Genomic DNA, 13,268 nt, shown 5'->3' on the forward strand with positions numbered 1-13,268 from the left:
TCAGCGACCGCGAAAACCATTGGAGGACCGGCATGTCCGACCTGAACCGGCGGCAGCTCATGAAGCTCGGCGCGGGTGTCGTGCTGACGCAGGCGGGCTGGACAGCGACGGCGAACGCCGCCTCCTCGGCGCCGCCGGAAGTGCGCGCCGCCAACGATCTCGCCCTGTGGTACGACCGCCCGGCGGGATCGGACTGGCTGCGCGCGCTCCCGGTCGGCAACGGCCGCCTCGGCGCGATGGTGTTCGGCAACACCGACACCGAACGCCTGCAGCTCAACGAGGACACGGTCTGGGCGGGCGGCCCGCACGACTACAGCAACCCGCGCGGGGCGGGCTCGCTCGCCCAGATCCGGCAGCTCGTGTTCTCGAACCAGTGGACGCAGGCGCAGTCGCTGATCGACCAGACGATGCTCGGCAACCCCGCCGGGCAGCTCGCCTACCAGCCGGTCGGCGACCTCAAGCTGGCGCTGCCGTCCGCGACCGCGAGCAACTACCAGCGCTCGCTCGACCTCACCACCGCGACGACCACGGTGACCTACACCGCGAACAACGTGCGTTATCGGCGTGAGGTGTTCGCGAGCGCGCCGGACCAGGTGATCGTCATGCGGCTGACCGCGGAGACACCCGGCTCGGTCTCGTTCACGGCGTCGTTCAGCTCGCCGCAGCGCACGACGGCGTCCAGCCCGGACGCCACGACGATCGCGCTGGACGGCATTTCCGGTGACCAGCGCGGAATCGCGGGCACGGTCCGGTTCCTCGCACTGGCCAGGGCGGTGGCCGAGGGCGGCAGCGTCAGCAGCTCCGGCGGCACGTTGCGGGTGAGCAACGCCAACGCCGTCACGATCCTGATCTCCATCGGTACCAGCTACCTCAACTTCCGCACGGTCAACGGCGACTACCAGGGCACCGCCCGCACCCGCCTGAACGCCGCGCAGGGCCAGGCGTTCGACACCCTGCGCGCCCGGCACGTCGCCGACTACCAGGCGTTGTTCGGGCGGGTCAGTCTCGACCTCGGCCGCACCTCGGCGGCCGACCAGCCGACGGACGTGCGGATCAGCCGGCACGCGAGCACCAGCGACCCGCAGTTCTCGGCGCTGTTGTTCCAGTACGGCCGCTACCTGCTGATCTCGTCGTCCCGTCCCGGCACGCAACCGGCGAACCTGCAGGGCATCTGGAACGACCAGATGGCGCCGTCGTGGGACTCGAAGTACACGCTCAACGCCAACCTGCCGATGAACTACTGGCCCGCGGACACCACGAACCTCGGCGAGTGCTTCCAGCCGGTGTTCAAGATGATCGACGACCTCACCGTCACCGGCGCCCGCACCGCCCAGGTGCAGTACAACGCGCGCGGCTGGGTCACCCACCACAACACCGACGCCTGGCGCGGTTCCTCCGTCGTCGACTTCGCGACGTCGGGCATGTGGCAGACGGGCGGGGCCTGGCTCTCGACGATGATCTGGGACCACTACCGGTTCACCGGAGACGTGAGCTTCCTGCGCACGTACTACCCGGCGCTCAAGGGGTCCGCGCAGTTCTTCCTCGACACGCTCGTCACCGAGCCGAGTCTGGGCTACCTCGTCACCAACCCGTCGAACTCGCCGGAGCTCACCCACCACGCGAACGCCAGCGTGTGCGCCGGGCCGACGATGGACATGCAGATCCTGCGCGACCTGTTCGACGGCTGCGCGAGCGCGTCCGAGGTGCTGGGCGTCGACGCCGACTTCCGCACGCAGGTGCGGGCGGCGCGCCAGCGGCTGGCGCCGATGAAGGTCGGCTCGCGCGGCAACGTCATGGAATGGCTCTACGACTGGGTCGAGACCGAGCAGAACCACCGGCACGTCTCGCACCTCTACGGCCTGCACCCGAGCAACCAGATCACCAAGCGCGGCACCCCGCAGCTGCACACCGCCGCCCGCAGGACGCTGGAGCTGCGCGGTGACGCGGGCACCGGGTGGTCACTCGCGTGGAAGATCAACTACTGGGCGCGGCTGGAGGAGGGCGGCAGGGCGCACGACCTGATCCGTTCCCTCGTGACCACGGACCGCCTCGCGCCCAACATGTTCGACCTGCACCCGCCGTTCCAGATCGACGGCAACTTCGGCGCGACCTCCGGCGTCGCGGAAATGCTGCTGCACAGCCACAACGGTGAGCTGAACGTGCTGCCCGCGCTGCCACCGGCCTGGCCGGCCGGCAGTTTCTCCGGCCTGCGCGGGCGCGGCGGGTACACCGTCGGCGCGACGTGGGCGGCCGACGGCACGATCACGTTGACGATCACGCCCGACCGCGACGGCACCGTGCGGGTCCGCAACCGGATCTTCGGCGGCACGTTCGAGCTGCGCGACACGACGACCGGCACCGCGGTGCAGCCCACCAGGCCGGAGGCCGACCTCGCCGAGTTCCCCGTCCAGGCAGGACACGTCTACCGCGCCACCGGCCAGGGCACGGGTTCCGGACCGGTGGTGCGCCCCGGCGTGAACTACCGGCTGGTCGCCCGTCACAGCGGGAAGCCGATCGAGATCGCGGGTTCGTCCACCGCGGCGGGCGCGTTGCTGCAGCAGTGGTCCCAGACCGGCGGGCTCAACCAGCAGTTCGACTTCGTCGACTCCGGCGGCGGCTACTACCGGGTCAGGGCGCGGCACAGCGGCCTGGTGCTGCAGGTGGCGAGCTCCAGCACCGGCGCCGACATCAGCCAGCAGGCCGACACGAACGCGAACAACCAGCAGTGGCGGGTGGTCGACCAGGGCGGCGGGGTGATCAGCCTGGTCAACCGGCAGAGCAACCTCGCGATGGACGTCTGGAGCGTGTCGACCGCCGACGGCGCCCGCGTCTCCCAGTGGAACCCCACCGGCGCGGACAACCAGCGCTTCCAAGTCCAAGCAGTGTGACGAGAACCGAAGGGACAACGATGTTCCACGAGCACAAGGGACCGTGCCATGTTCAGGCATAGGACCGCCATCGCCATGGCCGCCGCGAGCGCCGTGGTCTTCCTCGGCGCCGCGGGCATCGCGCTCGGCGGCACGAATTCCGGCGACCACGTCGGTATCGCCGCGGGAACCTCGGGATGCGGCAAGGCACCGACGCTGACGAGCGGTCAGCACACGATCAACACGGGCGGCCAGAACCGCTCGTACATCCTGCGGGTGCCGGCCAACTACGACAGCAACCGGCAGTACCGCCTGTACGTCGGCCTGCACTGGCTCGGCGGCACGGCCAACGACGTCGACTCCGGCGGCACCGACGGCTACAACTGGTCGTACTACGGCCTGCGCAAGCTCGCCGACGCGGAGAACAACGGCACGATCTTCGTGGCGCCGCAGGGCAACAACAACGGCTGGGCCAACCCGAACAACCAGGACCTGACGTTCATCGACGACCTGGTCAAGCTGATCGACAACGGGCTGTGCGTGGACCCGGCGCTGCGGTTCGCCAGCGGCTTCAGCTACGGCGGCGGCATGTCGTACGCGATCGCCTGCGCCCGCGCGAACGTGTTCCGCGCGGTGGTCGTCTACTCCGGCGGCGTGCTCAGCGGCTGCAGCGGCGGCAACGACCCCATCGCGTACATGGGCGTCCACGGTGTCAGCGACAACGTGCTCGACATCTCGCAGGGCCGCGGCATGCGCGACCGGTTCGTGCGCAACAACGGCTGCACACCGCAGAACGCGCCCGAACCCCGTGCGGGCAGCCACACGCACATCGTCACCAACTTCAGCGGGTGCCGGCCCGGCTTCCCCGTGGTGTGGGCCGCGTTCGACGGCGGGCACACGCCCGGCCCGATCGACTCCGGTGGTGACGGCTGGCGCACCTGGACCTCCGGCGAGGCGTGGAAGTTCATCACCCAGTTCCAAGGCGGTGGCGGTGGCACGACCACCACGACCACCACCACGACCACCACCACGACGACCACGACGACCACCACGACGCCGCCTCCCACCGGCGGCTGCCAGGTCAAGGACGCGGTCAACGCCTGGAACACCGGCCTGACGTCGAGCATCACCATCACCAACACCGGCACGACGCCGATCAGCGGCTGGTCGCTGGTCTTCACGCTGCCCGGCGGCCAGACCATCACCTCCGGCTGGAGCGCCAGCTACTCGCCCGCCTCGGGCCAGGTGACGGCGAAGAACGTCAACTACAACGGCGACATCGCACCCAACGCGTCGATCACCATCGGCTTCCAGGCCAACCACACCGGCAACACGTCCGCACCGGACTCGTTCGCCCTCAACGGAAAGAGCTGCACCATCTCCTCCTGACCGACCACCGCCCGGACCGCCGCCCGGAGAAGCCCACCGACAGAGAGTGCGAACATCCATGGGACACAAGAAAATTCTCCGTGCGGCGGGGTGGCTGGTCGCTGCCGCCGCCCTGGTTCTGGCAAGCCCCGGCGCCGCTGACGCACAGGTACCCGCCGCACCGACGACCCTCGCGGGGACCGCCGGCTGCGGCAAGGCTCCGACGTTGCGCAACGGCAACCAGACGATCCAGACCAGCGGCAAGACGCGGTCGTTCATCCTGAGCATCCCGGACAACTACGACAACACCAAGCAGTACCGGCTGGTCTTCGGCTTCCACTGGCTGGGCGGCACCTCGGACCAGGTGGCGGGCGGCGGCAGCGACGGCGCCGTCTACGCCTACTACGGGCTGAAGGCGCTGTCGAACAACTCGACGATCTTCGTCGCGCCGCAGGGGTTCAACAACGGCTGGGGCAACTCCGGCGGCGAGGACGTCCGGTTCGTCGACGACATGATCAGCCGGATCGAAGGCGACCTCTGCGTCGACACCACGCAGCTGTTCTCCATGGGCTTCAGCTACGGCGGTTCGATGAGCATCTCGCTCGCGTGCTCCCGCCCGACCGTCTTCCGGGCGATCGCCGACATCGCGAGCCCTGGCGAGATCAGCGGCTGCGCGGGCGGCACCGCACCCGTCGCGTACATGGGCATCCACGGCATCAACGACAACATCGGCGGCGGGCGCGCGCAGCGGGACCGCTGGGTCCGCAACAACGGCTGCACCCCGCAGAACGCGCCCGAACCGGCACCCAACAGCCGCACGCACATCACCACCTACTACTCCGGTTGCAAGACCGGCTACCCGGTGGTGTGGGCGCCGTTCGACGGCGGTCACCAGCAGGGACCGGTCGACGGGTGCGCCGGTTGCGAGAGCGGTGCGCGCAGCTGGGTGAAGTCCGAGGTGTGGAAGTTCTTCACCGGCGAGACGCCCACTCCCCCGACCACGTTCCGGTTGCGCGGCGAGGCCTCCGGCCGCTGCCTGGACGTCAACGGCGCGGGCACGGCCAACGGCACCGCCATGATCAGCTGGGACTGCCACGGCAACGCCAACCAGCAGTTCACCACCGTCGGGCAGACCCTCCAGGTGACCGGCAAGTGCGTCGAGGTGCCCAACAACGCCGGTGCCGGCACCCAGGCCCGCATCTGGGACTGCAACGGCGGCGCCAACCAGAACTGGAACATCGCCACCAACGGCACCATCACCAACGTCCAAAGCGGACTGTGCCTCAACGCCACCAGCAACAACAACGGCGCGGCAGTCACCGTCGCGACCTGCAACGGCAGCGCCGCCCAGCGCTGGGCCAAGGCCTAGCTGGGGGTCGGTGAAGGCGGCACCGGCGCGGCGTCCGCCTTCACCGGTTCTTCCGGCCTCCAGTGACGAAAACCGAAGGGACAACGATGTTCCACCAGCACAAAGGGGCGCGCCATGCTCGGTCGTAGAAGCATCATCGCCATGGCCGCCGCGAGCGCCGTGGCCTTCCTCGGCGCCGCCGGCATCGCGCTCGGCGGCACCACCCCCACCGGCCAGGCCGCGGGAACCGCGGGCTGCGGCAAGCCGCCGTCGTTGAGCAGCGGCCAGCACACCATCAACACCGGTGGCCAGAACCGCTCGTACATCCTGCGGGTGCCGGCCAACTACGACAACAACCGGCAGTACCGCCTGTTCGTCGGCCTGCACTGGCGGGGCGGGACGGCCAACGACGTCGACTCCGGCGGCACCGACGGCTACAACTGGTCGTACTACGGCCTGCGCAAGCTCGCCGACGCGGAGAACAACAGCACGATCTTCGTGGCGCCGCAGGGCAACGGCAACGGCTGGGCCAACCCCGGCGGCCAGGACCTGACGTTCATCGACGACATGCTCAGGCAGCTGGAAGGCGGGCTCTGCGTCGACACGACGCAGCGCTTCGCCGGTGGCTTCAGCTACGGCGGCGGCATGTCGTACGCGATCGCCTGTGCCCGCGCGAACGTCTTCCGCGCGGTCGTCGCCTACTCCGGCGCGGAGCTCAGCGGCTGCAGCGGCGGCAACGACCCCATCGCGTACATGGGTGTGCACGGCGTCACCGACAACGTGCTGAACATCGGTCTGGGCCGCGGTCTGCGGGACAGGTTCGTCCGCAACAACGGCTGCACCGCCCAGAACGCCCCGGAACCGGCGGCGGGCAGCCACACTCACATCATCACCAAGTACAGCGGCTGCAGGGCCGGGTACCCGGTGGTGTGGGCGGCGTTCGACGGCGGCCACACGCCGGGCCCGATCGACTCCGGTGGTGACGGCTGGCGCACCTGGACCTCCGGCGAGGTGTGGAAGTTCATCACGCAGTTCTCCGGCGGCACCGGCCCGACGACGACCACCACCCCGCCGCCGGCCTCGTTCCGGTTGCGCGGCGAGGCCTCCGGCCGCTGCCTGGACGTCAACGGCGCGGGTACCGCGAACGGCACCATGATGATCAGCTGGGACTGCCACAACAACGCCAACCAGCAGTTCACCACCGTCGGGCAGACCCTGCAGGTGACCGGCAAGTGCGTCGAGGTGCCCAACAACGCCGGTGCCGGCACCCAGGCCCGCATCTGGGACTGCAACGGCGGCGCCAACCAGAACTGGAACATCGCCACCAACGGCACCATCACCAACGTCCAAAGCGGACTGTGCCTCAACGCCACCAGCAACAACAACGGCGCCGCGGTCACCGTCGCGACCTGCAACGGCAGCGCGGCCCAGCGTTGGGCGAAGGCATGAGGCACACACTTCGCGGATTGGGGTGGCTGGTCGCCGTCCTCGCGCTGGTGCTCTCCGGTGTCGGCGTGGCCGACGCGAGCCCGACCTCCGGCTGCGGCAAGGCTCCGACGCTGCGCAACGGCAAGCTGACGATCCAGAGCGGCGGCAAGAGCCGGCAGTTCATCATCAGCATCCCGGACAACTACGACAACACCAAGCAGTACCGCCTGATCTTCGGGTTCCACTGGTACGGCGGCACGGCCGAGCAGGTGGCGGGCGGCGGCAGCGACGGTGACGTCTACGCCCACTACGGCCTGCGCCGGCTGGCCAACAACTCGGCGATCTTCGTGGCACCGCAGGGGCTCAACAACGGCTGGGCCAACTCCGGCGGCGAGGACGTCAAGTTCGTCGACGACATGATCAGCCGGATCGAAGGCGACCTCTGCGTCGACACCGGCCAGGTCTTCGCACTCGGCTTCAGCTACGGCGCCGGGATGAGCGTCGCGCTGGCGTGCGCCCGCCCGACGGTCTTCCGGGCGATCGTCTCCATCGCCGGCGGCGAGATCAGCGGCTGCGCGGGCGGCACCACGCCGGTGGCGTTCATGGGCATCCACGGCATCAGCGACAACATCGCCGGCGGCCGTGCCCTGCGCGACCGGTGGGTCCGCAACAACGGCTGCACCCCGCAGAACGCCCCGGAACCCGCGCGGGGCAGCAACACCCACATCACCACGTACTACTCCGGTTGCAAGGCCGGGTATCCGGTGGTGTGGGCACCGTTCGACGGTGGCCACCAACAAGGTCCGGTCGACGGGTGCGCGGGTTGCGAGAGCGGGGCCCGCAGCTGGGTCAAGTACGAGGTGTGGAAGTTCTTCACCGGCGAGACGCCCACGCCTCCGACCACGTTCCGCCTGCGCGGCGAGGCCTCCGGGCGGTGCCTGGACGTCAACGGGGCGGGCACGGCCAACGGCACTCAGATGATCAGCTGGGACTGCCACACCAACGCCAACCAGCAGTTCAGCGTTGTCGGGCAGACCCTGCAGGTCACGGGCAAGTGCGTGGAGGTACCGGCCAACGCCGGTGCCGGCACGCAGGCCCGCATCTGGGACTGCAACGGTGGTGCGAACCAGAACTGGAACATCGGCACCAACGGCACCATCACCAACGTCCAGAGCGGACTGTGCCTCAACGCCACCAGCACTGGTAACGGTGCGGCGGTGACGGTCGCGACCTGCAACGGCAGCGCGGCCCAGCGCTGGGCCAAGGCCTAGCGGGCTGAAGGGTGAAGGCGGCCGCCGGGCGCGGGGGCCGCCTTCACCGCTGTCCGCGCGGCTGTTGGGGCACGAAGCGCGGGTCGCCTTCACCACAGCCTCCAGGCCGCCCCCACCCTGCCGCCACGGCCCCCACCCGGAGCAGCGGACACGGCCACCACCGACAGCAGCACCAGCGCACCGGCGGGCCCGAGCACGGTCCACGGCGCCAGCTCCAGATAGGGCTGGTTCTCCGAGAGCAGACGCCCCCACTCCGGGGCAGGCGGCTGCGCACCCAGGCCGAGGAACCCCAGCGAGGCCAGCACGAGCACGGTGGTGGGCAGCCGCAGCACCGCGTTGCGCAGCACGGACGGCAGCACCGCGGGCAGCAGGCCGCGCCGCATCAGGTGCAGCCGCCCAGCACCCATCGAGCGCGCCACCCGCACGTGTCCGGTGGCCCGCTCCTGTTCGAGCAGCGCCGCGGCCTGGGCGGCGTGCGGGGTCCAGGCGACCAGGCTGACCGCGCACGCCGCGCCCCACACGGACGGTCCGGCCACGGCCGTTGTCAGCAACCCGACGAGGACGGCGGGCAGGATCGACACCACCTCGGTCAGTCCCTCGCCGCCGCGGCCGGCCATGCCGACCAACAGTCCGATGAGGACACTCACCGCGGTCACGGCCAGCGCGAGCGCCGTCGTGCGCAGGGCTCCGTGGCCGAGCCGGGCCAGCAGGTCGCGGCCGAGTGCGTCGGTGCCCAGCGGATGCGCGATCGACGGCGAGGCCAGGCGGGTGGCCATGTCCACGTGCAGCGGGTCGCGCAACAGCCCTGCCACCACCAGAACGAGCAGCACGAGCGCACAAGAACCGGCAACCCACCGGGTGAAGGGGTGCGGGCGCGACAGAACCGGCTCAAGGGCGGGCAGGGCGCCGTCGCGCAGCGCCGGGCCGAGCAGAGCACGGCGGGCGGCGCGGACGAGTGCGCCCGCGACGACGCCGAGCAGCACGAGCACCGATGCGGCGGTCTGCAGCAGCGGAAGGTCCCTGGCCAGGGCGGCGTCCAGGGCCAGGCGGCCGAGACCGGGCACGGTGAAGATCTTCTCCACCGCGACCGCGCCGCCGACGAGGGCCACCACGGTCGGCAGCAGTTGCGGCAGCACACCGGCCACCGCGCCGCGCAGGCCGTGCCGGGCGATGTGGCCGGGTGGCAGGCCGCAGGCGTGCCAGGTCCGCGCCCACGGCTGGGCGAGCACGGCCGGCAGGGCGCGGTCGAGCAGGCCGCCGATCACCGCGCCGGACGGCACGCCGAGGGCGAGCGACGGCAGCACCATCGACGCCGGTCCCTCCCAGCCGCCGGACGGGAACCACCGCAGCCACACGGCGAAGACCGTGGCGAGCAGGGAGGCCAGCAGGAACTTGGGCAACGCGGCCAGAAACGCGACCGCGGTGTCCGTGCGCGGCTGCGCCCCGTGCCGCAGGGTACGAGCGCAGAGCAGCGCCGCCACCACGACCGTGACGACCAGTGCGCCGAGCATCAGCGTGAACGACACCGCGAACGCGCTGAGCACCTCGGGCAGCACCGGGTGTCCCGACACCCACGACACGCCCGCGTCACCGTGCAGCAGTCCGCCCAGCCAGCGCAGCAGATGCGGCAACGGGCCCTGGTCCAGGCCCAGCTGCTCCCGCACGGCCGCGAGCTGCGCGGGGCTGGGGTCCTGGTCGGCGGACCGTGCGCGCAGCACCGCCAGGGCCGGGTCGGTGCCGGACAGCCACGGCAGCAGCGCGACGGCCGCCAGCACCCCGGCTCCCGCGACGACGCGACCGGCGACGACCGCCGCGCTCCCCCTCGCTGCCACTACTTCAGGCGGGTGCCGACGGTGATCAGCGAACGCTCGCGCGGGTCGAGCACCACGCCCTCGACGCGCGTGCTGATGCCCTGCACGACCTTTTCGTGCACCAGCGGCACGACGGCGTCCGTGCGCAGGATCTCCGCCTCGGCCCGCATGATCTTCTGCTGCCGCTGCGCGGTGCCGCTCTCCTGGGCGGCGGCCGCGATGGCCTGGTCGACCCCGCCGTCGCGCAGCCGCGCGATGTTGTAGACGCCATTGCCGGCGAAGTCGCTCGCGAGGAATGCGACCGCGTCACCGGTGTCGAGCAGCGTCACGCGCGAGAACACCAACGCGTCGTACTTGCCCGCGAGCAGGTCCGGCTCCATCTGCGTGTACTCGCGCACGTCCTGCTGCACCGTGAAACCGGCCTTCTCCAGCTGCTGCTGCAGCACCGTCGCGACCTCTGGCAGCTCGGCGCGGTTGGTGTAGGCGGCGAGGCGCAGCGTCCGGCCCTGGGTCTTCGCCCGCACGTCGGCGGCCGGCAGGGCCTGCGCCCGTCCGGTCACCGCGACCCGGTTGGCCGCCGCCCAGCCGACCGCGGGTCCGAACAGGCCCTGGGCGGGGTCGGCGAAGCCGCCGAAGACCGGGCCGACGACCGCGGAGCCGTCCACGGCGGCACGGGCGGACGCGCGCAACGACGGGTCGGCGAAGATCCCGTCCGCGGTGTTGAGCACCAGGCTGTCGGTCCGCACGGACGGCACGTCGTGCCGGGTGCCGTCGGCCAGCAGCTTCGCCTGGGAGGTCGGGATCCACTCGGCGACGTCGACCTCACCGGAGCGCACCGCGTTGGCCCTGGACGTGCCGTCGGCGATCCACGTCACGTCGATGCCGGCCAGCGCGGCCCGGCCGCCCCAGTAGCCGTCGAAGCGGTCGAGGGTGGCCGTGCTCTTGCCGTTGAGCTTCGTGATCTTGAACGGGCCGGTGCCCGTGCCGACCGGGCTGACCGTGCCGTCCGGCGCGTACGCCTTCGCCGCGAGCACGCCCAGCGCTGGGCTGGCCAGCCGCAACGGCAGCACCGGATCGGGTGTGTTCGTGCTGATCGTGACGGTGTCCGCGTCCTCGGCCCGCGCGGTCAGCGTCACGTCGCTCAGCACACGGGGCTTGACCTTCGCCGCCGCCGCGTGCCCTAGCGCGGCGACGACGGCGTCGGCGGTGACCTCGGTACCGTCGTGGAAGGTGGCCTTGCGCAGCTCGAAGGTCCAGGTCGCGTCGTCCTTGCGAGCCCACGACCGAGCCAGCGCGGGCGCGGCGGCGCCATTGGCGTCCAGCGCCGTGAGCCCCTCCGCCACCGAAAGCTTGCCCAGCACGGTGGCGTCGTTGCCCAATGGCGACAACGCCTGCGCCGGCGGCACCGCGAGCGCGACCCGCAACCGGCCGGACGATCCGGCCTCCGCGCCGCCGGAGACGAAACATCCGGTCAGCAACGGGGTGAGGGCGAGCAGGGCGCAGAGGCCCGTGAGGGGGCGGCGGAAGTGGTGCATGGCCGTCACCTTATGAGGCAAGCCTAACCAATACAGGCCACAGTGGTTGAAATCTCAATGATCGTCGGGCCGATCGTCTCGGCTTCCAGCCGAACGTCTCGACCGCACCCGAGCCGTGAACTCCGTCGCCCGGCGACGTCGTAGTCACGGGCAGTTGTCCAAGCAGGAGAAGGGAAACGACGATGAGGCACGCGCCACCGGCACGACGGAACACCGGCCTCCTGCGGCTCGCCCTGGTGTTGCTGGCGATCGGAGCGTGCGTGTTCGCGGCCTACCGGCTCGCCGCCCCCGAGGCGAGCGCCAAGGCGGGGGACTGCGTCGCGATGGCGTTCGCCGGCGACGGCACCGGCCAGGCCACGACGGCCACCTGCGACAGCGAGAAGTCGACGTTCCGGGTGGGCAAGGTGCTCACCCGCCGCGGCGAGAACTGCCCGGACGGCCACGACGAGTACACGGTGCTGGTCGACGCGAAGGCCGGCACGCTGTGCCTGCTGCCGCACCTGGTCAAGGGTTCCTGCTACCGGCCGGGTCTCCCCGAGCACAGCTGGTACCGGGCGCCGTGCACGGGAGAGGGCGGCATCAAGGTCACCGAGGTGCTGGCCGGCACCACCGACCACAGCCACTGCCCCGCGCGCACGGAGGCCATGTCCTACGAGGAGCCGCGCATCACCTACTGCTACACCAACGCCGACTTCTGACCACTCAGGACCTCAGCGCGTGCGCGAGCTCCTCGATGGCGTCCGGCCCGGTGCGGCAGCAACCGCCCACCATCCGCGCGCCGCCGCCGACCCACTCCCCCGCCAGCGCGGCGAACCCGGTGCCGGCACCGCTCCACGACCGGCCGCGCGCGTCCCACTGCTCACCGCTGTTCGGGTAGACCACGACCGGCAGCCCGGTCACCCGGCGCGCCACCTCGACCGCGTTGGCGACGTCCTCCGGCGCGCAGCAGTTGACGCCGACGGCGATCACCTCGCCCACCCCCGCCGCGACCGCGAACGCCTCGTCGAGCGGCTGGCCCGCGCAGGTCCGGTCGCCGCGGACGCTGTAGGAGAGCCAGGCCGGCACTCCGCTGCCGCGCACCACCTCCAGCACCGCCGCGGCCTCGTCGGCGTCCGGGATCGTCTCGACCGCGAGCACGTCCGGCCCAGCCACGGACAGGGCCTCGATCCGGGGCCGGTGGAACGCCACGAGCTCCTGATGGGAGAGCCCGTAGCGGCCGCGGTACTCCGAGCCGTCGGCGAGCATCGCCCCGTACGGCCCGACCGACGCGGCGACCCAGCGCTCACCGTCCACATCGGACGCGGCCGAGCGGGCGAGCGCCACGCTGGACCGGAGCAGGCGGGTGGTCTCGGCGGCGTCGAGGCCGCGACGGGCGAAGCCCTCGTAGGTCGCCTGGTAGCTCGCGGTGATGGCGACGTCGGCGCCCGCCTCGTAGTAGGCCAGGTGGGCCGCGCGCACCGCGTCCGGGTCACCGATCAGCAACCGGGCCGACCACAGCTCGTCGGAGAGGTCGTGCCCGGCGAGCTCCAGCGCCGTCGACATCCCGCCGTCCAGCACGACCACGTTGCGAGCCAAAGAATCTGCCAGCGTCACCGGGAGATCCTACAAAAGGTGTGGTGGAGGAGTGCGTGACAGTCTCT

9 protein-coding genes are annotated in these 13,268 nt (G+C 71.1%); 6 read left to right on the top strand and 3 right to left on the bottom strand.

What is annotated here, in order from left to right:
• Positions 1-32: 32 nt before the first annotated feature.
• From ACWEIJ_RS38320 to ACWEIJ_RS38340, 5 genes are all read left to right on the top strand, one after another.
• Entirely contained in the window at positions 33-2,888 is a 2,856-nt protein-coding gene (locus ACWEIJ_RS38320) for a glycosyl hydrolase family 95 catalytic domain-containing protein (protein ID WP_449842171.1), read from the top strand.
• Positions 2,889-2,936: 48 nt separating this feature from the next.
• Positions 2,937-4,256 carry a cellulose binding domain-containing protein gene (locus ACWEIJ_RS38325; RefSeq protein ID WP_449842172.1) on the top strand — a complete coding sequence of 440 codons (1,320 nt, stop codon included), beginning with the start codon at positions 2,937-2,939 and terminating at the stop codon, positions 4,254-4,256.
• A gap of 58 nt (positions 4,257-4,314) precedes the next feature.
• Positions 4,315-5,604 carry a ricin-type beta-trefoil lectin domain protein gene (locus ACWEIJ_RS38330; protein ID WP_449842173.1) on the top strand — a complete coding sequence of 430 codons (1,290 nt, stop codon included), beginning with the start codon at positions 4,315-4,317 and terminating at the stop codon, positions 5,602-5,604.
• A 114-nt stretch (positions 5,605-5,718) separates the two neighbouring features.
• Positions 5,719-7,032: a ricin-type beta-trefoil lectin domain protein gene (locus tag ACWEIJ_RS38335; protein WP_449842174.1), complete on the top strand. Its 1,314-nt coding sequence runs from the start codon at positions 5,719-5,721 to the stop codon at positions 7,030-7,032.
• A gap of 17 nt (positions 7,033-7,049) precedes the next feature.
• Positions 7,050-8,282: a ricin-type beta-trefoil lectin domain protein gene (locus ACWEIJ_RS38340; RefSeq protein ID WP_449842175.1), complete on the top strand. Its 1,233-nt coding sequence runs from the start codon at positions 7,050-7,052 to the stop codon at positions 8,280-8,282.
• Between the two features lie 89 nt (positions 8,283-8,371).
• Here ACWEIJ_RS38340 and ACWEIJ_RS38345 read toward each other — a convergent pair whose 3' ends face one another.
• Together ACWEIJ_RS38345 and ACWEIJ_RS38350 are read right to left on the bottom strand one after the other, a co-directional pair.
• Positions 8,372-10,114 (bottom strand): ABC transporter permease subunit, encoded by a 1,743-nt coding sequence (locus tag ACWEIJ_RS38345; RefSeq protein WP_449842176.1) that lies wholly within the window; start codon positions 10,112-10,114, stop codon positions 8,372-8,374.
• On the bottom strand, positions 10,114-11,628 hold the full coding sequence (locus ACWEIJ_RS38350; protein ID WP_449842177.1) for an ABC transporter substrate-binding protein: 1,515 nt from the start codon (positions 11,626-11,628) through the stop codon (positions 10,114-10,116). The genes ACWEIJ_RS38345 and ACWEIJ_RS38350 overlap by 1 nt, the downstream gene beginning before the upstream one ends.
• 182 nt (positions 11,629-11,810) lie before the next feature.
• On the opposite strand from ACWEIJ_RS38350, the gene ACWEIJ_RS38355 reads away from it, so the two are divergent.
• Complete coding sequence (locus tag ACWEIJ_RS38355; protein WP_449842178.1) at positions 11,811-12,326, top strand: LppU/SCO3897 family protein; 516 nt, start codon at positions 11,811-11,813, stop codon at positions 12,324-12,326.
• Between the two features lie 4 nt (positions 12,327-12,330).
• Here ACWEIJ_RS38355 and mmuM read toward each other — a convergent pair whose 3' ends face one another.
• On the bottom strand, positions 12,331-13,221 hold the full coding sequence (gene mmuM / locus ACWEIJ_RS38360; protein WP_449842179.1) for a homocysteine S-methyltransferase: 891 nt from the start codon (positions 13,219-13,221) through the stop codon (positions 12,331-12,333).
• Between the last annotated feature and the right edge of the window lie 47 nt (positions 13,222-13,268).

Source organism: Lentzea sp. NPDC004789 (assembly GCF_053601075.1).

What these genes read in the sequence shown, in the direction of transcription:
- ACWEIJ_RS38330 (WP_449842173.1), top strand. Translation starts at nt 4,315, where the DNA reads ATGGGACACAAGAAAATTCTCCGTGCGGCGGGGTGGCTGGTCGCTGCC.
- ACWEIJ_RS38325 (WP_449842172.1), top strand. Translation starts at nt 2,937, where the DNA reads ATGTTCAGGCATAGGACCGCCATCGCCATGGCCGCCGCGAGCGCCGTG.
- ACWEIJ_RS38335 (WP_449842174.1), top strand. Translation starts at nt 5,719, where the DNA reads ATGCTCGGTCGTAGAAGCATCATCGCCATGGCCGCCGCGAGCGCCGTG.
- ACWEIJ_RS38355 (WP_449842178.1), top strand. Translation starts at nt 11,811, where the DNA reads ATGAGGCACGCGCCACCGGCACGACGGAACACCGGCCTCCTGCGGCTC.
- ACWEIJ_RS38350 (WP_449842177.1), bottom strand. Translation starts at nt 11,628, where the DNA reads ATGCACCACTTCCGCCGCCCCCTCACGGGCCTCTGCGCCCTGCTCGCC.
- ACWEIJ_RS38320 (WP_449842171.1), top strand. Translation starts at nt 33, where the DNA reads ATGTCCGACCTGAACCGGCGGCAGCTCATGAAGCTCGGCGCGGGTGTC.